Raw genomic sequence first — 19807 nt, forward strand, 5'->3', positions numbered from 1 at the left:
AGGTGACCACGAGCCAGACCGATCCGATGATCGGCCGTCTAATCGACGGCCGATATCAGGTGCGCTCGCGGATCGCTCGAGGCGGGATGGCGACCGTCTATCTGGCCACCGATCTGCGCCTCGAACGCCGCGTCGCGATCAAGGTCATGCACGGCCACCTCGCCGACGACAACACGTTCAAGAGCCGCTTCGTTCAGGAGGCGCGTTCGGCCGCCCGTCTGGCACATCCCAACGTCGTCAACGTGTTCGACCAGGGTCAGGACTCCGACATGGCGTACCTGGTGATGGAGTACCTGCCCGGCATCACGCTGCGCGACCTGCTCAAGGATTACGGCAAGCTCACCCCCGAGCAGACCATCGACATCATGGAGGCGGTGCTCAGCGGACTCGCCGCCGCTCACAAGGCCGGCATCGTGCACCGCGACCTGAAGCCCGAGAACGTGCTCCTCGCCGACGACGGACGCATCAAGATCGGGGACTTCGGGCTCGCCCGCGCGGCTTCGGCGAACACGGCGACGGGGCAGGCGCTCCTCGGAACCATCGCGTACCTCTCCCCCGAACTCGTCACCCGGGGCGTCGCCGACGCGCGAAGCGACATCTACGCCCTCGGCATCATGATGTACGAGATGCTCACCGGAGAGCAGCCCTTCCAGGGCGAGCAGCCGATGCAGATCGCCTACCAGCACGCCAACGACACAGTGCCGACACCGAGCAGCAAGAATCCGTCGGTGCCACCCGAGCTCGACGAGATCGTGCTGTGGGCGACCGCGAAAGATCCGGACCACCGTCCGAAGGATGCACGGGAAATGCTCGATCGCGTGATCGACGCCGAGAAGTCGATCCGCGGTGAGACGGCGGCGTTCCACCAGACGATGGTGATGTCGCCTGCGCTGGTCGCTGGAGCCGGTGACGCGGATACGCAGATCATCAACCCGGCCATCCGCCAGCAGGTCGCCTCCACCACTCCCGACAATGTCACCCGCCTCACGCAGACGGCCCAGAAGCGGCGCGGTCGCGGCTGGTGGCTGTTCATCCTGGTGCTGCTGCTCGCGGGGGTCGCGGGTGGAACGGGCTGGTACTTCGGCTCAGGACCCGGCTCCATGGTCGCCATTCCCGACGTCTCGTCGAAGGCTCCGGATGCGGCGGCCACCACCCTGAAAGATCTCGGCTTCGAGACGAAGCAGGGCACGGCTTACAGCACGACGATCGCGAAGGGACTGGTCGCGAGCACCGATCCGCCCTCGGGCGCCCACGCCAATCGTGGAAGCACGGTCACGATCAACGTGTCGCAGGGGCCGGCCCCGATCACCGTGCCGACGCTCGCTGGCCTCACACAGGACGCCGCGATCGAGAAGATCACCGGGGTCAAGGCGGTTGTCGGAGCCGTCGACAAACAGTTCAACGCGACGGTGCCGAGTGGCATCGTCATCTCCGCATCGTCGGCAGACGGCAAGGATCTCTCCAACGGCGGACCGTACTTCGAGGGCATGAAAGTGAACCTCGTGGTCTCCGTCGGTGCGATTCCGAACGTCAAGGGCGCGTCCGTCGACGATGCGACCGCGAAACTGACGGCAGCGGGACTGAAGACGACACCGGGTCCGCAGTCGTACAGCGACACGATTCCGAAGGATGCGGTCATCTCGGCCAATCCGCAGAAGGAGGGTCCTGTGCGCCCCGGCGACACCCTGGCTCTCGAAGTGTCGCGCGGACCGGCGCCAGTGCCGGTGCCGGACAACCTCGTCGGGACGACATGGGACGTCGCGAAGAAGGCACTCCTGGACGCCGGCTTCAAACTGAAGTACAACGCCCTCGCCGACGTGGCGCCGGCAGCGTTCACTGTTTCGAAGGTCACCCCGGCATCCGGAACCGAGGTCCCGAAGGGGTCCGAGATAACCGTCAACTTCGCAGGGTTCTAGCCCGAGCACAGGCTCGGCGAACACCCGACGCTCTACGAGTGACGGCCGCCGAGCTCCTCAGCCACCAGGAACGCGAGCTCCAGTGACTGCATGTGGTTCAGCCGAGGGTCGCACAGTGACTCGTAGCGCGTGGCGAGGGTGGCCTCGTCGATCTGCTCGGAGCCGCCCAGGCACTCGGTGACGTCGTCTCCGGTCAGTTCGACATGGATGCCGCCCGGGTTCGTTCCCGCCGCCCGGTGCGCCTCGAAGAAGCCCTTGACCTCGTCGACGACGTCATCGAAACGACGCGTCTTGTAGCCGTTCGGCGTTGTCAGACCGTTGCCGTGCATCGGGTCGGTCACCCAGAGGGGATTGGCGTCGCTCGCCTTGACCGCTTCGAGAAGCGGAGGCAGCGCATCCCGGATCTTCCCGGACCCCATCCGCGTGATGAACGTCAGGCGACCGGGCTGCCGTTCGGGGTCGAGCTTGTCGATGAGCCGCAGCATGTCGTCGATCGTCGTCGTCGGCCCGAGCTTGACGCCGATGGGGTTGCGGACCCGCGAGAGGAAGTCGACGTGCGCGCCGTCGAGGTCGCGCGTGCGCTCGCCGATCCAGATGAAGTGGGCCGACGTGTTGTAGGGGGTACCGGTGCGCGAGTCGATGCGCGTCATCGGGCGCTCGTAGTCCATCAGCAGGCCCTCGTGGCTGGAGTAGAACTCCACCCGCTTCAGCTCGTCGAAGTCGGCACCGGCCGCCTCCATGAACTTGATGGCCCGGTCGATCTCGCCGGCGAGACCTTCGTAACGCTGGTTGGCCGGGTTGGCCGCGAATCCGCGGTTCCAGCTGTGCACCTGGCGCAGGTCGGCGAAACCACCCTGCGTGAACGCGCGAATGAGGTTCAGCGTGGATGCGGCGGTGTGGTACCCCTTCACCAGCCTGCTCGGGTCGGCCGCTCGCGACTCCGGCGTGAAGTCGTAGCCGTTGACGATGTCGCCGCGGTACGCGGGGAGCGTGACTCCGCCGCGCGTCTCGGTGTCGCTCGACCGGGGCTTCGCGAACTGGCCGGCCATGCGGCCCATCTTGACGACGGGCACGGAAGCGCCGTAGGTGAGGACGACCGCCATCTGCAGCACTGTCTTGACCCGGTTGCGGATCTGGTCGGCCGTCGCGCCCGCGAATGTCTCGGCACAGTCACCGCCCTGCAGGAGGAATGCCTTGCCTTCGGCCGCGCGCCCGAGCCGCTCGCGGAGCTGGTCGACCTCACCGGCGAACACCAGCGGCGGAAGCGTCGCGATCTCCGCGGATGCGGCACGCACCGCTTCGGCGTCTGGCCAGTGCGGCTGCTGCTTGATCTCGAGCGTGCGCCAATAGTCCAGCCCGGCAATCACAGATTCGTCAGCCATTACGACGGGATCGGTGGTGTCTAGCACTGGACTTCCGCTTCGTGATCGTGGGCGCGGCTGCAGCCGTTCGCCTCAAACTGGCAGGAAGGCGCCGCAGAAGTCGGCGCCCTGAACCTGAGCCTATCGCGAAAGGGCTCCTCGCTTTTCTTTCACGCTGGTCGCGTAGACGTCGACGTATTCCTGCTCGCTCAGTGCGTGCAGCTCGTACATGATCTCGTCGGTGACCGACCGGAGGATGAACCGGTCGCCCTCCATACCTTCGAACCGCGAGAAGTCGAGCGGCTTGCCGATGATGAGGCCGATGCGCCCGACCTTGGGGAGGCGGCGACCGATCGGCATGATCTTCTCGGTGTCGATCATGGCCACCGGGACGACAGGGACCTGGCCTTCGAGGATCATCCGGGCGACACCCGTGCGACCGCGGTACAGCTTGCCGTCGGGGCTGCGGGTGCCCTCGGGGTAGATGCCCAGCATCTTGTCCTGGGCGAGGACGGCAAGACCGGAGTTCAGCGAGTCTTCTGACGCCTTGCCGCCGGACCGGTCGATCGGCAGCTGGCCGGTGGCGAGCATGAAGTTGCGGGTCATCCAGCCTTTGAAGCCTGTGCGCGTGAAGTACTCGCTCTTGGCGAGGAACGCCACGCGCCGGTCGACGATCAGCGGCAGGAAGACCGAGTCGATGAACGAGAGGTGATTGCTCGCGAGGATCACACCGCCGGTCTTGGGCACGTTCTCCAGGCCGACGACCCACGGACGGAAGATGCCCTTCAGCAGCGGACCTGCGATCAGGTGCTTCATGATCCAGTAGAACATGGGGGCGAATTCTCCTCGACGAGTGCGACTCAGCCTAACGCTGCGAAGCGTGCAGGCGGGCGAGATCCGCGGCCCCGACCACACCGGCGTCGTTGACCAGTTCGGCGATGCGGAACTCGGGCTCCGGATGATATCCGCGCGCCGGCAGGTTCTCGAGGTACGCGAGACGGATCGGTTCGAGGAGCAGGTCACCGGCCTGCGCAACGCCGCCGCCGAAGACGAAGAGCTGCGGGTCGAGGACGGCGCCGAGGCTGGCGCAGGCCTGGCCGAGCCAGTCGCCCAGCTGACGCAGGGCTGCGATCGCGCCGGGATCGCCGTCGAGGATCAGCTTGCTGATGTCCTTGCCTTTGAGCGCACCCTTGCGCGTTCGCACATCGGCGAGGGCCTGACCGATCCCTCCCGCGTCGGCAAGTTCGCCCGCGAATCGTTCCAGCGCGCGTCCTGAGCCGTACTGTTCGATGCAGCCGTGGGCACCGCATCCGCAGGGCAGCCCGCCCGGGACGACCCGCATGTGCCCGACCTCGGCGCCGGCACCGAAGCCGCCCCGGAACAGGCGGTCGTTGCTGACGATCGCGCCGCCGACACCGGTACCGATGGTGAGGATGACCATGTCGCTGACCAGGCGGCCGGCGCCATAGCGGAACTCCGCCCATCCGGCCGCGTTGGCATCGTTCTCGATGATGATGGGCATGTCGAGTCGTGACTCGAGCTTCTCGCGGAACGGTTCGTGCCGCCAGTTGATGTTCGGCGCGTAATAGACGATCGACTGCGCAGCGTCGATGAACCCCGCGGCCGCGACACCGGCCGCGACGATCTCCTCCGGTCCGCCGGAGAGCCGCTCGATCATCTCGACGACAGTGTTCTCGATCTCCTCCGGCTGCCCGGCGGTCGTGGGCTGGCGGTCCTCGCGCACGATCGAACCGAACTCGTCGACGACGGCCCCCGCGATCTTGGTACCACCGATGTCGATACCGATCGAATGCACAGACGGGCGCCTTTCTCGAAGGTGGGGGTGAGGTGACTCGGATGTGGGGTACGCAGGCTCAAAACGGCGCTACCCGCACCATCTAGAGTGTAGTTAACCAATTTGCCGATGGCCATTTGGTGCGAAATCCACAATTGCACGGGTCGCGCCGTGGCCCCCACCGGTACCAAAGGAGTTACCGTGCAACAGTTCGATGTACCCGCCGTCGTCCCGGCAGACCCCGAGGCGAACGCCACCGACCTGCTGATCGACCGTGTCGCCGCAAGCCCGGATGCCGCCCTCTTCGCCACCCCGAAGGACGGCGGCTGGCAGGACGTCACCTCGGCGGAGTTCCTCCGCCAGGTCATCGCACTCTCGAAAGGCCTCGTCGCTTCCGGCATCCAGCCCGGCGACAAGATCGGCCTGATGTGCAAGACGCGCTACGAGTGGACCCTCATCGACTTCGCCACCTGGTTCGCGGGAGCCGTGCTCGTCCCCGTCTATGAGACGTCTTCACCGACCCAGGTCCACTGGAACCTGAGCGACTCGGGCGCGGTCGCCGTGATCCTCGAGACCCCCGACCATTTCACGAAGTTCGACGAAGTGCATCCCGAGCTCCCGCTGATCGGGAACATCTGGCAGATCGACCTGGGCGACCTGGACAAGCTCGCCGCAGCCGGCGTCGACGTGCCAGACGCGGAGATCGAGCGTCGCCGCAACCTCGCCCGCGGCGAGGACATCGCGACCCTCATCTACACCTCCGGTTCCACCGGTCGACCGAAGGGCTGCGTTCTCACCCACTCGAACTTCGTCGAGCTCTCGCGCAACGCCGCCGTCGCCCTGCGCGATGTGCTGGATGCGCCGGGTGGAGCATCCACTCTCCTCTTCATCACGACCGCGCACGTCTTCGCACGCTTCATCGCGGTGCTCAGCGTCCACGCCGGCGTCAAGGTCGGACATCAGCCGGACACCCGGCAGCTGCTCCCCTCGCTCGCGTCGTTCAAGCCGACCTTCCTCCTGGCCGTGCCGCGCGTGTTCGAGAAGGTCTACAACTCCGCCGAGCAGAAGGCCGAAGCCGGCGGGCGGGGCAAGATCTTCCGCAAGGCGGCGGACGTCGCGGTCGAGCACTCGAAGGCGGTCGAGGCCGGCGGCAGCATTCCGCTCGGGCTGCGCCTGCGCTTCGCCCTTTTCGACCGGCTCGTCTACAGCAAGCTGCGGGATGCCATGGGCGGCCGCGTGAAATACGCGGTCTCGGGTTCGGCTCCACTCGGCTCGCACCTCGGACACTTCTTCCACAGCCTCGGCATCAAGATCCTCGAAGGCTACGGCCTGACGGAGACCACGGCTCCCGCGACCGTGAACCTCGCAACCAAGTTCAAGATCGGCACGGTCGGCCCGGCCCTGCCCGGCGTCTCGGTGCGCCTGGCGGACGACGGCGAGATCCAGGTCAAGGGCGTCGACGTGTTCAAGGAGTACTGGAAGAACCCGGAAGCGACCGCCGCTGCGTTCGAGGACGGCTGGTTCAAGACCGGTGACCTCGGCAGCTTCGACGCCGACGGCTTCCTCACGATCACGGGGCGCAAGAAGGAGATCATCGTCACTGCGGGCGGCAAGAACGTCTCGCCCGCAGCTCTCGAGGACCCGATCCGCGCCAATCCGCTCGTCAACCAGGTGATCGTCGTCGGCGACCAAAAGCCGTTCATCGCAGCTCTAATCACGCTCGACCCCGAGATGCTTCCGGCCTGGCTCGCGAACAACGGTGAGGACAAGGAGCTGACCCTGAGGGAGGCGTCGGTGAACCCGGCCGTCCTCGCGGAGATCCAGCGGGCGGTCGACGTCGCGAACACCCACGTGTCGCGGGCCGAGTCGATTCGCAAGTTCGTGGTGCTCTCAACTGAGCTCAGTGAAGCCAGTGGCCACCTGACGCCGAAGCTCAGCATCAAGCGCCACGTCATCCTCGAGGACTTCGCCGACGTCGTCGACGGGATCTACAGCGGCTCACCGGCGACTCAGGGCATCTCGCTGTCCCACTAAGCGCGCTGGCCGGCGAGCACAGGAAAAGTCGGCTGAAACCTTCGGTTCAGGCTGACTTTTCCTGTGCTCGCGGGACCGGGTGGGCCAGGGCGGTACTAGACCGCGTCGCGCCAGGAGTGCGCCGGGGCGTAGCCGAGGACCCGTCGCGCCTTGTCGATCGAGAGCAGCGTGTCGTTCAGCCCGAGGTCACCCTTCACCGGCACGCCGGGGAAGACCGCTTCGACCAGGTCGACGTTGGGCCGGCTCATCACGGTGTCGGCGGCGGCGATGATGAAGCGGTGGAAGCCGGTCGCATCCCAGTCGAGCGCGCGGCGGACAGCCTGAGCCCCGTCGCGACCGTCGATGTAGCCCCACAGGTTCCACTTGCGGAGCATCGGATCGGCGTCGAACGAGGGGAACTCGGCGTAATCGGCGTCGTCCATCACGTTCGAGAATCGCAGGGCGACGATCTTGAGCGCCGGGTCCCAGCGCACCATCTCGATCGCCATCTGCTCTTCGAGGTGCTTGACCAGCGAATACGTGCTCTCGGGCCGGGCGGGGTAGTCCTCGTCGACCGGGATGTAGGGCGGCGGCACGTCGAACGGCAGCCCGAGGACGGTCTCGCTCGACGCATAGACGACGTTGCGGATGCCCGCCCGGCGCGCCGCCTGAAACACGTTGTAGGTGACGCGGATGTTGTTGTGGAACGTCGCCGCATCGCCGAGGATGCCCGGGGCCGGGATCGCAGCCAGGTGGACGATGGCGTCGAAGCCGTCATGCTTGTCGTCGATGCCGAGGATGGCATCGAGCGTCTGCCCGAAATCGGTCAGGTCGACTCTGACGAATCCGGGGCCACGCTCCCCCGCGGTGTCGAGATTGATGACCTGGTTACCCTCTTCGGCGAGTGTGCGCACAACGGTGCGCCCCAATTTTCCTGAACCACCGGTGACTGCAATGCGCATTGTCCAAGTCTAGGGAGCGAAACCACGCAACGGGTCAGAACCAGTCGCTCTCCCGAACCTGCTTCATCGCTTCGCGCCGGCGCTCCTTGTCGAGCCGGTCGAGGTACAGCGTGCCGTTGAGGTGGTCCGTCTCGTGCTGAAGCGCCTGCGCCATCACCCCGGTACCGGAGAGCTCGATGGTGTGGCCCTCCAGGTCGGTCCCGGTCACCCTGGCGAACGGATAGCGCATCGTCGGGAACCACAGTCCGGGAACCGACAGACAGCCTTCGTCGACGAGCTCCGGTTCGCCGGAGAGCTCGACGATCTCCGGGTTGAGAATGTACCCGACCTCACCGTCGACGTTGTAACTGAACGCCCGCAGGTTCACACCGATCTGCGGCGCAGCCACCCCGGCGCGACCCGGCGGCAGGACGCTGTCGATCAGGTCTTCGACGAGACCGTGCACACCGGCATCGATGGTGCCGATCGGGTCGGACACGGTCTTCAGCACGGGGTCTCCGAAGAGGCGGATCTGGCGTTCGGTCACGAATCTTCCTTCGTAGTCACAGGGCCTCTTCGGCCTTCAGCAGGGCGTTCTCGACGACTTCGCTCGCGGCAGGATGCGGCCAGTACTGACCGCGGGCGAGCCCACGGACCGAGATCCCGAAGCTCGCTGCCTGCACGAGCGGCTGGATCAGGATGCTCGCCTCCGGACCGATGATGTGCGCACCGAGGATCTCGCCGCTCTCCCGCTCGACGACGAGCGTGCAGAAACCGGTCTCGTCCTCGGTCGCCCACCCGTAGGCGGTGTGCCGGTAGTCCTGCGTGACGGCGACCGCGTCGATGCCGTCACTCAGCGCATCCGCCTCGGTGAGCCCGAAGTGCGCTATCTGCGGTCGGCTGAAGATCGCGGCCGGGATCGGGCCCGGGTCTCCCCCGATCGGCGAGTCCGGATGCAGGATGTTGTGGGCGACCACCCTCGCTTCATGATTCGCGACATGCTTCAGTTTCGTGACCCACGTGATGTCGCCGAGGGCGTAGAGCCCGGGCACTGGGATGCCGCGGCTGAGCATCCGCTGCTGGCTGTCGACCACCAGGCGTCCGTCGCTGTACAGGTCGAATCCGGCCGCGGCAGCACCGAGGGTGTCCGTGTTCGCGGTGCGGCCCTGCGCCACCAGCACGAGCTCGGTCTCGACCTGGCGACCCGATTCGAGCGTCACCACGAGGTGATCGCCGACGCGGTCGATCGCCTCGACCATCTCTTCGGTCAGAAGTCGCCACTTCTCGGCAGCGCACTCCGTGAACCGTTCCGAGACCGCGGCGTCGAGGCGGGTGAGGAGTCGTTCCGACCGGGTGACGATCGACACGTCTACCCCGAACGACGAGAAGATGTGAGCGAACTCGACCGCCACCGGGCCGCCGCCCACGATCACGAGCGACTCGGGCAGCGATTCGATGCGCATGACCTCATCAGAGTCGAGGATGGCCGGATCGGGGTCGTAGGACGCCAGCAACGGGCGCGGCCGCGACCCGGCGGCGACGACGATGCGGTCGGAGCGGAGTCGCACACCGCTCGCGCTCATCAGTGTGTGCTGGTCTTCGAAGCCGAAGGTCTCACGGAAGACGGTGACATTCGGCGAGGTCGCATCGCGGAAAAGGAGACCGGCTTCGGAGATCGCGTCGGTGCGGGCGAAGATCCTGTCCCGCACGCGCGCCCAGTCGACCGGGTCGACGGATGCGGTCAGTCCGAGCCGCGCACCCGCCGCGGCCGCGGCTGCGACGTCGGCCACCTGCACGAACATCTTGCTCGGGATCGACGCCGCATTGAGGCTGGCACCGCCGAACCGTTCGCCATCGTCGATCAGCGCCACCGACCAGTGTGCGAACTCGGGTCCCACGAGGGCGTTGCCGGAGCCGGCGCCGACGACGATCAGGTCGAAGGTCCGTGCATCCGCCCCAACGCCCGGGGCAGGCTCAGGAGCCACGGTTCGCAGGCAGGCCCTCGACCACGAGGGCTGCGAGCGTGCGGGCGGCATCCTTCGTATACGGCTTCAGGTCCTTGTACGAGATGACGGACCCCGCTGCGAGCTGCGGGTCGTAAGGGATGCGGACGATCTCGCGCACACGGGAACGGAAGTGCGACTCGATCTCGTCGAGCTTCACCAGGTTCGTGCCCTGCGTCGCCGTGTTGAGCGCGACGATTGCGTTGCGCACGAGCTCGCCGTAGCCGTTCGCTTCGAGCCAGGTCAGTGTCTCGGATGCGAGGCGGGCCTCGTCGACGCTGCCGCCGGAGACGATGACCAGGGAATCCGCGCGCTGGAGCGTCGCACGCATCACCGAGTGGACGATGCCCGTGCCGCAGTCGGTCAGCACGATCGAGTAGAACCGGGCGGCCAGGTCGGCGACGACGTTGTAGTCGTTCTCGTCGAACGCTTCGGACAGCAGGGGGTCGGTGTCCGAAGCCAGGATGTCGAGTCGTGTCTCATCGCGCGAGACGAGCGCCGAGAAGTCGGTGAAGCCGCTGATGCTCGGCGCCTTGTGGACGACATCCCGCACGGTCGCGCGGGTCTGCTTCGTCACCCGCTCGGACAGGGTGCCCCGGTCGGGGTTGGCGTCGACGGCGATGATGCGGTCTTCGCGGGCGTCGGCGAGAGCCATGCCGAGGAGTGTGGTGACCGTCGTCTTGCCGACTCCGCCCTTGCGGGTGAGGACGGGCACGAAGCGCGTGCCGCCCTCGAACTGCTTCTGGATGCGGTGATCGAGTTCTTTGCGCGCCCGCACCTTGGCGGAGTCGCCGAGGTTCAGGGTGTGGAACGTGATCGCGTAGACGAACCGGTTCCAGCCGCCCTCGGGGGCCGGCCGGGTCTTGCGATTGACCTCGAGGAGACGGTCGGCCGTCAGCATTGCCGCGGGCTCGGGCTGGGTCGAGTGCTCGCCGCGAAGGCGGTCACGGCGCGACTGGGAGAACTGGTCGGCGTGATGGACAGGTTCGGAACCGTCGGCGAGGGCCACACCGGCGATCGTGGCGGTCGGTCCGGTGGCGACCCGCGGAGTCACGATGGCCATCGACGTGGTGGTCGGCTCGCTCGCGTTGACGAAGCCGGGGTTGACCGGCACATCGTCGATCGCGACCGCGATCTCGTCTTCGGGGATCTCCGGACTCGGCACCGGCGGGAGGTCGACGACGATGCTCAGGCTCTCCGGAAGCGAGATCGCGAGGTCGTCGCCTTCGTCGGGAAGGAGTTCACCGTGGAACTCCTCCGCCGCATCCGTCGAATCGGATTCGAGGACCTGACCTTGCGCATCGCGCTTCTCCGGCTTTTCTGCCACGTGAACAGTCTCCTTCAATCGTCACAGTCCGTGACTCAGTTTAGCGTGGAGGCCGATCACACCCCGCCGCGGGGGCTCACACGGCAGGCGTGATGACGACCAGGAGGTCCCCGGCGTCGACCTGCTGGGTCTTCGGGATCGCGAGACGTTCGATCGTTCCGGCGATGGGCGCCGTGATGGCTGCCTCCATCTTCATGGCCTCGATCGACGCGACGCTCTGGCCAGCACCGACGACATCGCCGATGGCGACCTGGAGAGTGACCACGCCCGAGAACGGTGCTGCGACCTGGCCCGGCTTGGCGCTGTCCGCCTTCTCGGCGGCCTTCGCCTCCACGGTGATGCCGCGGTCGCGCACGAACACGGGCCGCAGCTGCCCGTTGAGCGTGGTCATGACCGTGCGCATCCCTTTGTCGTCGGCCTCGCCGATCGCTTCGAGGCCGATGTACAGGCGAACGCCCTTGTCGATCTCGATCACGTGCTCGGTGCCCTGCTTGAGCCCGTACAGGTAGTCGACGGTGTCGACGACCGAGAGGTCGCCGAACAGCTCGCGGATCTGCTCGAAGATGCGGGTCGGAGCAGGGAACAGCAGCCGGTTGAGTGTTGCGCGGCGCTCAGCGCTCGAGCCGTTCAGCAACTCCGCATCGGCTTCGCTCAGGTCTTCGACCCCCACCTTGACGGTCTTGCCGGCGAGCACCTTCGTGCGGAAAGGCTCAGGCCAGCCGCCGGGCAGCTCGCCGAGCTCGCCGGCCATGAATCCGACGACCGAGTCCGGCACGTCGTAGTTCTGCGGGTTCTCTGCGAAGTCGTCGGGGTCGGCGTGAACGGCGGCCAGGTGGAGGGCGAGGTCGCCGACGACCTTCGACGACGGCGTGACCTTGGGGATGCGGCCGAGGATGCGGTTCGCCGCGGCGTACATGTCCTCGACGAGCTCGAAATCGTCGGCCAGGCCGAGAGCCTTCGCCTGCTGGCGCAGGTTCGACAGCTGGCCGCCCGGGATCTCGTGCTTGTACACGCGCCCGGTCGGGCCCGGAAGACCGGACTCGAACGGCCGGTACACCTGGCGCACGGCCTCCCAGTACGGCTCGAGGTCGCTGACGGCGGCCAGCGAGAGTCCGGTGTCGCGCTCCGTGTGCGCGAGCGCTGCGACGAGAGCGGACGCTGACGGCTGGCTGGTGGTGCCCGCCATCGGCGCGCTCGCCACATCCACAGCATCCGCACCGGCCCGGCTCGCCGCGAGGAGAGTCGCGAGCTGTCCACCCGGGGTGTCGTGGGTGTGCACGTGAACGGGCAGGTCGAACCGTTCGCGGAAGGCCGAGACCAGCTTCTCGGCGGCCGTCGGGCGCAGCAGGCCGGCCATGTCCTTGATGGCGAGGATGTGCGCGCCGGACTGGACGATCTGCTCAGCCAGGCGCAGGTAGTAGTCGAGGGTGTAGAGGTCTTCCTTCGGGTCGAGCAGGTCGCCGGTGTAACAGACGGCGACCTCGGCGATCGAGGTGCCCGTCGACAGGACGGATTCGATGGCGGGGCGCATCTGAGAGACGTCGTTCAGCGCGTCGAAGATGCGGAAGATGTCGACGCCGGTCGCCGCGGCCTCGCGCACGAACGCATCGGTCACCTGCGTCGGGTACGGCGTGTAGCCGACCGTGTTGCGGCCGCGGAGCAGCATCTGGATGTTGATGTTCGGCAGCGCCTCGCGCAGTGCGGCAAGGCGGTCCCACGGGTCTTCGCCGAGGAACCGGAGGGCGACATCGTAGGTGGCACCGCCCCAGGCCTCGACCGAGAGGAGCTCGGGCGTGAGCCTCGCGACGTACGGCGCCACGGCGAGCAGGTCGCGTGTGCGCACCCGCGTCGCCAGCAGCGACTGGTGCGCGTCGCGGAACGTCGTCTCGGTGACCGCAAGGGCGGTCTGCGCGCGGAGAGCCTGCGCGAACCCGGCCGGGCCGAGCTCGAGAAGCCGCTGCCGCGATCCGGACGGGGCCGGAGCGTTCAGGTCGATCTTCGGGAGCTTGTCCTCCGGCTCCGCCCTCTCCGGCCGGGGGCCGTTGGGCAGGTTGACCGTCACGTCGGCCAGCCAGTTGAGCATCTTCGTGCCGCGGTCCTTGGACGCGCGGCCGCGGAAGAGCTCGGGTCGCTCCTCGATGAACGAGGTGCTGACGTTGCCCGCGATGAAGTCGGGGTCGTCGAGAACGGCCTGGAGGAACGGGATGTTCGTGGACACACCGCGGATGCGGAACTCGGCCAGCGCACGACGCGCGCGGCTCACTGCGGCGCCGAAGTCACGCCCGCGGCAGGTCAGCTTTGCGAGCATCGAGTCGAAGTGGGGGCTGATCTGGGCGCCCGGGTTGATGGTTCCGCCGTCGAGGCGGATGCCGCCGCCGCCGGGCGAACGGTAGGTGGTGATCTTGCCCGTGTCGGGACGGAAGCCCGCGGTCGGGTCCTCGGTCGTGATACGGCATTGCAGGGCGGCGCCGCGGATGTGCACCGTCTCCTGGCTCAGGCCCAGGTCGTCGAGGGACTCCCCCGCTGCGATCCGCATCTGGGACTGCACGAGGTCGACGTCGGTGATCTCCTCGGTGACCGTGTGCTCGACCTGGATGCGCGGGTTCATCTCGATGAACACGTGCTCCCCCGCACGCTCGCCCGCGGTGTCGAGCAGGAACTCGACCGTGCCCGCGTTGACGTAGCCGATGGACTTCGCGAACGCGACGGCGTCGCGATACAGGGCCTGGCGCGTCTCTTCGTCCAAGTTGGGCGCCGGGGCGATCTCGATCACCTTCTGGTGACGCCGCTGAACAGAGCAGTCGCGCTCGAAGAGGTGCATCGTGTTTCCGGAAGCGTCGGCCAGGATCTGCACTTCGATGTGGCGAGGACGCAGAACGGCCTGTTCGAGGAACATCGTGGGATCGCCGAAGGCACTGTCCGCTTCGCGCATGGCCTCTTCGAGTGCGCCACGAAGATCGTCCTTCGTGTTGACTCGCCGCATGCCGCGACCGCCGCCACCGGCGACCGCCTTCGCGAAGATCGGGAAGCCGATCTCGTCGGACTGCGAGATCAGGAGGTCGATGTCCTTCGACGGAGGCGTCGACCTGAGGACCGGTACGCCCGCGGCGATCGCGTGCTCCTTCGCCGTCACCTTGTTGCCCGCCATCTCCAGTACCCGCGGGGGCGGACCGATGAAGGTGATGCCGGCCTCACGGGCGGCCTCGGCCAGTTCGGGGTTCTCGGAGAGGAAGCCGTAGCCCGGATAGATCGCGTCGGCGCCGCACTCCTTCGCGACCCGGATGATCTCCTTCACATCGAGGTACGCGCGCACCGGATGGCCCGGCTCCCCGATCTGGTAGGCCTCGTCGGCCTTGAGGCGGTGCATCGAATTCCGGTCTTCGTACGGGAAGACGGCGACCGTCTGGGCGCCCAGTTCATAGGCGGCCCGGAAGGCCCGAATTGCGATTTCACCGCGATTGGCAACGAGGATCTTGCGGAACATAGGGACCTTTCGAGCAGGGGGCGCGCCACACAGCAAACGGTTAGGTTCTCTAAGACTAGTGAAGGTAACGTAGCTACTTGTGCACGTACTCAGCGTTAGTTCCCTCAAAGGTGGTGTCGGTAAGACAACGGTGACGCTGGGCCTCGCATCCGCGGCGTTCGCGAAAGGTTTGCGCACGCTCGTCGTCGACCTGGACCCGCAGTCCGATGTCTCGACCGGCATGGACATCTCGGTCGCCGGTCACCTGAACGTCGCCGACGTCCTCGCATCGCCGAAAGAGAAGATCGTGCGCGCGGCCATCGCCCCGAGCGGGTGGACCAAGGGTCGCACGGGCAAGATCGACGTGATGATCGGGTCGCCTTCTGCGATCAACTTCGACGGACCGCACCCGAGCATCCGCGACATCTGGAAGCTCGAAGAAGCTCTCGCCAATGTGGAACACGACTACGACCTCGTGCTGATCGACTGCGCTCCGTCGCTGAACGCGCTGACCCGCACGGCCTGGGCCGCGAGCGACCGCGTGACCGTCGTGACCGAGCCGGGACTCTTCTCCGTGGCCGCCGCCGACAGGGCGCTGAGGGCGATCGAAGAGATCCGCCGCGGCCTGTCACCGCGACTCCAGCCGCTGGGGATCATCGTCAACCGGGCGCGCGTTCAGTCGCTCGAGCACCAGTTCCGCATCAAAGAGCTGCGCGACATGTTCGGACCGCTCGTGCTGAGCCCTCAGCTGCCGGAGCGCACGTCCCTGCAGCAGGCACAGGGGCAGCGAAGCCGCTCCACGTGTGGCCCGGCGAGAGCGCACAGGAGATGGCGCACAACTTCGACCTGCTGCTGGAGCGTGTGCTGCGCACCGCCCGCATCGGGGAGTATGCAAATCAGGCCTAGCCTGATTTGCACCTACCGCACTAGATCTGCCTCGGCGCACTAGGTCTACTTAGTGCGCCCGGACCAAACTAGTGCGGTGACCGGGAACGCAGACGGGAAGCGGGTCAGGAGGCCTTGACGACGCGACGTGCGGCCAGCTCATCCATCGGATCGACCGTCTGGGTGTCCAGCTCGACCAGGCTGCTCTCGACCTCGCGGAGCACCTTGCCGACGGCGATGCCGAAGACGCCCTGTCCACGGCTGACGAGGTCGATGACTTCATCGTTCGAGGTGCAGAGATACACGCTGGCGCCGTCGCTCATGAGGGTGGTCTGGGCCAGGTCGTTGACGCCGGCTTCGCGCAGCTGGTTGACAGCCGTGCGGATCTGCTGCAGCGAGATTCCGGTGTCGAGCAGCCGCTTGACCAGCTTGAGAACGAGGATGTCGCGGAAGCCATAGAGACGCTGCGACCCGGAGCCCGCTGCTCCACGGACCGTGGGCTCGACGAGACCCGTGCGGGCCCAGTAGTCGAGCTGGCGGTAGCTGATTCCTGCCGCGCGTGCCGCGACCGCGCCACGATAGCCGGCGGTGTCGTCCATCTCAGGGAGACCGTCCGTGAAGAGCAGACCGAGGTCGTACTTGGGCGAGTCGTTGTTTCGACTGAGTTCACTCATTCGTTTGCCTCTCACCCCGGACTGGACCGCGCCGGTTCGACGACGCTTCATCCACGGTACCCATGCTCAGGGTCGCTATCAATGACATTCGGCGAAACCCGCCCGGCGTGTCGAAGTCGGTCACGGGATGAGCCGCCCGAGAGCTGAACGGATCAGGCTGTCACGCACGACCTCGAGCTGGGCCGCGATCTCCCGCGCGAGCTCCGCTGCCTGGGCGCGACCCGACACATCGTTGCGCCGGACGCTGGACACCAGTGCGCTCTCGATCAGCCCGAGCTCACGCTCTGCCGCAGCCCGGAATCCGCGCAGATGCCGAGGTTCGATCCCGCATTTCTGCAGTTCTGCGAGTGCCTTCAGCACCCCGAGCGAGTCTTCGCCGTATACCTCGGCCGGCACGATCAGTGAGGCCGACACCGCGTCCTGCAGGAGCGCGTTCGACGCTCCGGACTCACGCAGCAGGTCGGCCTTCTTGAAACGGCGTCCGGTGGCGAGCATCGAGGTCCCGGATGCGGCGGACGCCCCCGGGATCGCCGGCGACCGTCCGGCGTCCAGATCGTCGAGATAGGTGCGGATGACCTTCAGCGGCAGGTAGTGGTCGCGCTGCATCCCGAGGATGATGCGCAGCCGTTCGACGTCGCCGGGCGAGAACTTGCGGTAGCCGGATGCGGTGCGCGCCGGAGACACGAGTCCGCGCTCTTCGAGGAAGCGCAGCTTGGACGACGACAGGTCAGGGAATTCGGGAGTCAGGTGTGCGAGCACCTGACCGATGCTGAGCAATGCCGGCCCAGCGGTGCGAGCCTGAGCGGCCTGCCGCGCCACTAGGGTGTGTCTCCCGCTGCGTTGCGTGCGGAGCGCATCTAGCTGGACGCCGAAGCGGCGAGGTCGTGCCTGGATGCATAGAACGTGAGGCGGAACTTGCCGATCTGCACCTCGGCCGTGTCGGCGAGGAGGGCGGCTTCGATGCGGACACCGTCGTAGTAGGTGCCGTTGAGCGAGCCGAGGTCTTTGACCTCGAACACCGTGCCGCGACGGGTGAACTCCGCGTGGCGACGCGACACCGTCACATCGTCGAGGAAGATGTCGGCGTCGGGGTGGCGGCCGGCAGTGGTCACGTCGGCGTCGAGGAGGAACCGGGCCCCGGAGTTCGGGCCGCGTCGCACGATCAGCAGAGCGGACCCGGAGGGCAGCGCAGCGATCGCTTCCTGCTCTTCGATCGAGACGTCACCGTCGACCGGGTACATCTGCGACACGAACTCCTCGCCGAAGCGTGCAGTCGTGTCTTCATTCCCCCGGGACGCGTCGCGCAGGGGGTTCGCGGGCTCGTTCTCCGGTTTGTTCTCCGGTTCGTTCTTTTCGTCAGGCACCGTCGACCTCCTCTCCTTCCAGCGTATCGGATGGTCCCGGCCCGGCAGCGGCCGGAATCCGGATTACCCGACGAGTTTCGCCGATATACACGATTCCAGCCCACCAGTACAGGAATGCACCCCAGAGTGCGAATGCCCATCCGAGAGGTAACGATATCGGTGCGAACGCATCGAACGCCTCCCCCAACATGAGGAGGGGTAGGGCGACGAAGAGGCAGAAGGTCGCGACCTTCCCGAGGTGGTGAACGGGCAGCGGTCCGTACCCGTGGTTGGCGAGGATGACACCCAGAATCGCGAGCATCACGTCGCGCGCGAGGATCACAGCGACCAGCCACCACGGCAGAACATCCCGCCAGGCGAGACCGATGAGGGCCGCGAAGATGTAGAGGCGGTCGGCGGCCGGATCGAGCAGCTGGCCGAGCCGCGACACCTGGTTGAGGCGGCGGGCGAGGTACCCGTCGAGGAAGTCGGTGATGCTGGAGACGATGAGGACCAGCAGGGCCAGCGCGTCCTCCCCGACGATGATGAACGCGAGGAAGAGCGGCACGAGCGCAAGCCGGAAGAAGCTCAGGATGTTCGGCAGCGTGAACACCCGCGAGCTCACCTGGGTCACACCGTTTGCGTCCACAGCCTTCGAGTCTAGTAATCCATCGGCCTACTAGTATTCAGCCGTGGACCCCTTCTTCGCGTGCCTCTGGATTCTCACCGGCGCCTGTGCCCTGACCTGGATCCTGTCGCTGGTCACCGGCGAGCATTCCTGGGTCGACCGAATCTGGTCGATCGTTCCCGTCGTGTACGTCTGGGTATTCGCCGCTGCCGCCGGCCTGGCGGATGCGCGCCTCGACCTGATGGCGGCCCTGGTGACTCTGTGGGGCATCCGTCTCACCTTCAATTTCGCGCGGAAGGGCGGCTACGCACCGGGCGGCGAGGACTACCGGTGGGAGACCCTCCGCGGTCGCATGGCGAAATGGCAGTTCGCGCTTTTCAACCTCTTCTTCATCGTGATCTACCAGAACGTGCTGCTTCTGCTCATCGCACTGCCTGCGTGGACCGCGTTCCAGCACCAGCGTCCGCTGGGCATCCTCGACGTCGTCGCGACGGTCGTCTTCCTCGCCTTCCTGGTCGGGGAGACGGTCGCAGACCAGCAGCAGTGGCGTTTCCAGAACTGGAAGAAGTCGGAGACCGCCGCCGGAAGGACTCCGCGGCCGCGGTTCGTCCAGACCGGCCTGTTCCGTTTCTCACGTCACCCGAACTTCTTCTTCGAGCAGGCGCAGTGGTGGGTGGTCTTCCTGTTCGGCGCGATCGCGGCCGGGTCGCTGCTGCAGTGGACCGTGATCGGCGCGGTGCTCCTGACGGCACTGTTTATCGGGTCGACGATCTTCACCGAGAGCATCACACTCTCGCGCTACCCCGAATACGCCGCGTACCAGCGGACGACATCGCCGGTCGTTCCCTGGTTCCGCCGCGGAGCGCGCGACGCGGTCACTGCTCCGTAGCGACGCCCCGTGCTGCTTCGGCAGCTCTGCGACGAGCGGGCCGGGGGAACGCGGCACGCATGTGGTCGGAGTCGAGGTAGTCGGCGACCCCGATCAGAATGAGGCTGAAGACGATCTGTTCGGTCACCATCCAGAGCGGGTAGAGCCCGGGGATCGCGGCGATGACCAGGGTGACCACCGGGAAGATCTTGCTGAACAATCGCAGCCGCGAGTACGCCCAGTAGTAGCCGCTCTGGGCGCGCCAGGCGAAGTAGAACAGCGTCAGCGTCATGCCGAGGACCACGGCGCAGCGCATCCACACCGCCCACTGGACCGGATGCCCGCTCAGCTGCAGGACGACCGCCACGATGACCGCGGCGAGCCCGAGCACGAACTCCGCGACGAGCAGCCAGGTGATGACGACGAAGGCACGCCTCGTGCGAGGGTCGTCGCGCGCCTCGGCCGGGATTGTGTAGTCGGCGTGGCGGCCGCCCGCGATCCGGTCGAGCTTCGCCAGCAGGTTCTTCATCCTTCGACGATAACCCGCACGACATGCCGATTGCTGACTGCGCTGCCGGTGGCGAGCGCGT

Annotated in this window: 16 protein-coding genes and 1 pseudogene; 4 read left to right on the forward strand and 13 right to left on the reverse strand. The window is 66.7% G+C overall.

Annotated features, from left to right (window positions below; genetic code table 11):
- Positions 1–2 precede the first annotated feature (2 nt).
- Complete coding sequence (gene pknB / locus AAYO93_RS10170) at positions 3–1916, forward strand: Stk1 family PASTA domain-containing Ser/Thr kinase (protein ID WP_345761069.1); 1914 nt, start codon at positions 3–5, stop codon at positions 1914–1916.
- Between the two features lie 32 nt (positions 1917–1948).
- On the opposite strand, the gene AAYO93_RS10175 is transcribed toward pknB, so the two are convergent.
- The 3 genes from AAYO93_RS10175 to AAYO93_RS10185 form a co-directional block, all read right to left on the reverse strand.
- The gene (locus tag AAYO93_RS10175; protein ID WP_345761070.1) at positions 1949–3298 is read right to left on the reverse strand and encodes a class II 3-deoxy-7-phosphoheptulonate synthase; all 1350 of its coding nucleotides are present in this window, start codon (positions 3296–3298) and stop codon (positions 1949–1951) included.
- 120 nt (positions 3299–3418) lie between these two features.
- The gene (locus tag AAYO93_RS10180) at positions 3419–4108 is read right to left on the reverse strand and encodes a lysophospholipid acyltransferase family protein (protein ID WP_345761071.1); all 690 of its coding nucleotides are present in this window, start codon (positions 4106–4108) and stop codon (positions 3419–3421) included.
- A 34-nt stretch (positions 4109–4142) separates the two neighbouring features.
- Entirely contained in the window at positions 4143–5093 is a 951-nt protein-coding gene (locus tag AAYO93_RS10185) for an ROK family glucokinase (RefSeq protein WP_345761072.1), read from the reverse strand.
- A 180-nt stretch (positions 5094–5273) separates the two neighbouring features.
- Between AAYO93_RS10185 and AAYO93_RS10190 the strand changes: the two genes are divergently transcribed.
- Positions 5274–7106 (forward strand): AMP-dependent synthetase/ligase, encoded by a 1833-nt coding sequence (locus tag AAYO93_RS10190; RefSeq protein WP_345761073.1) that lies wholly within the window; start codon positions 5274–5276, stop codon positions 7104–7106.
- Between the two features lie 95 nt (positions 7107–7201).
- On the opposite strand, the gene AAYO93_RS10195 is transcribed toward AAYO93_RS10190, so the two are convergent.
- The 5 genes from AAYO93_RS10195 to AAYO93_RS10215 all read right to left on the reverse strand — a co-directional run bounded on the left by AAYO93_RS10195 (position 7202) and on the right by AAYO93_RS10215 (position 14840).
- The gene (locus tag AAYO93_RS10195; protein ID WP_345761074.1) at positions 7202–8047 is read right to left on the reverse strand and encodes an NAD-dependent epimerase/dehydratase family protein; all 846 of its coding nucleotides are present in this window, start codon (positions 8045–8047) and stop codon (positions 7202–7204) included.
- Between the two features lie 34 nt (positions 8048–8081).
- Entirely contained in the window at positions 8082–8573 is a 492-nt protein-coding gene (gene def / locus AAYO93_RS10200) for a peptide deformylase (protein WP_345761075.1), read from the reverse strand.
- A gap of 16 nt (positions 8574–8589) precedes the next feature.
- On the reverse strand, positions 8590–10011 hold the full coding sequence (locus AAYO93_RS10205) for a mycothione reductase (protein ID WP_345761076.1): 1422 nt from the start codon (positions 10009–10011) through the stop codon (positions 8590–8592).
- A complete protein-coding gene (locus AAYO93_RS10210) occupies positions 10001–11356 on the reverse strand; it encodes a MinD/ParA family ATP-binding protein (RefSeq protein ID WP_345761077.1) in 1356 nt (451 codons plus the stop codon). Before AAYO93_RS10210 ends, AAYO93_RS10205 begins: the two co-directional genes overlap by 11 nt.
- A gap of 76 nt (positions 11357–11432) precedes the next feature.
- Complete coding sequence (locus AAYO93_RS10215) at positions 11433–14840, reverse strand: pyruvate carboxylase (RefSeq protein WP_345761078.1); 3408 nt, start codon at positions 14838–14840, stop codon at positions 11433–11435.
- Positions 14841–14919: 79 nt separating this feature from the next.
- Between AAYO93_RS10215 and AAYO93_RS10220 the strand changes: the two are divergent.
- Positions 14920–15725: pseudogene (locus tag AAYO93_RS10220) on the forward strand (ParA family protein).
- Between the two features lie 104 nt (positions 15726–15829).
- Here AAYO93_RS10220 and AAYO93_RS10225 read toward each other — a convergent pair.
- From AAYO93_RS10225 to AAYO93_RS10240, 4 genes are all read right to left on the reverse strand, one after another.
- Positions 15830–16378: a MerR family transcriptional regulator gene (locus AAYO93_RS10225; RefSeq protein ID WP_345761079.1), complete on the reverse strand. Its 549-nt coding sequence runs from the start codon at positions 16376–16378 to the stop codon at positions 15830–15832.
- A gap of 120 nt (positions 16379–16498) precedes the next feature.
- The gene (gene ftsR / locus AAYO93_RS10230; RefSeq protein WP_345761080.1) at positions 16499–17197 is read right to left on the reverse strand and encodes a transcriptional regulator FtsR; all 699 of its coding nucleotides are present in this window, start codon (positions 17195–17197) and stop codon (positions 16499–16501) included.
- Between the two features lie 38 nt (positions 17198–17235).
- A complete protein-coding gene (locus tag AAYO93_RS10235) occupies positions 17236–17685 on the reverse strand; it encodes an FHA domain-containing protein (RefSeq protein ID WP_345764859.1) in 450 nt (149 codons plus the stop codon).
- 49 nt (positions 17686–17734) lie between these two features.
- Complete coding sequence (locus AAYO93_RS10240) at positions 17735–18370, reverse strand: CDP-alcohol phosphatidyltransferase family protein (protein WP_345761081.1); 636 nt, start codon at positions 18368–18370, stop codon at positions 17735–17737.
- Positions 18371–18413: 43 nt separating this feature from the next.
- Between AAYO93_RS10240 and AAYO93_RS10245 the strand changes: the two genes are divergently transcribed.
- Positions 18414–19238, forward strand: a complete 825-nt coding sequence (locus tag AAYO93_RS10245) for a DUF1295 domain-containing protein (RefSeq protein ID WP_345761082.1) — start codon at positions 18414–18416, stop codon at positions 19236–19238.
- Here the strand turns inward: AAYO93_RS10245 and AAYO93_RS10250 are convergent.
- Complete coding sequence (locus tag AAYO93_RS10250; protein ID WP_345761083.1) at positions 19225–19746, reverse strand: hypothetical protein; 522 nt, start codon at positions 19744–19746, stop codon at positions 19225–19227. The two genes, AAYO93_RS10245 and AAYO93_RS10250, sit on opposite strands and share 14 nt — an antisense overlap.
- Positions 19747–19807: the final 61 nt, after the last annotated feature.

It is taken from the genome of Diaminobutyricibacter sp. McL0608 (assembly GCF_039613825.1).
In the GTDB taxonomy this organism is placed as follows: domain Bacteria; phylum Actinomycetota; class Actinomycetes; order Actinomycetales; family Microbacteriaceae; genus Diaminobutyricibacter.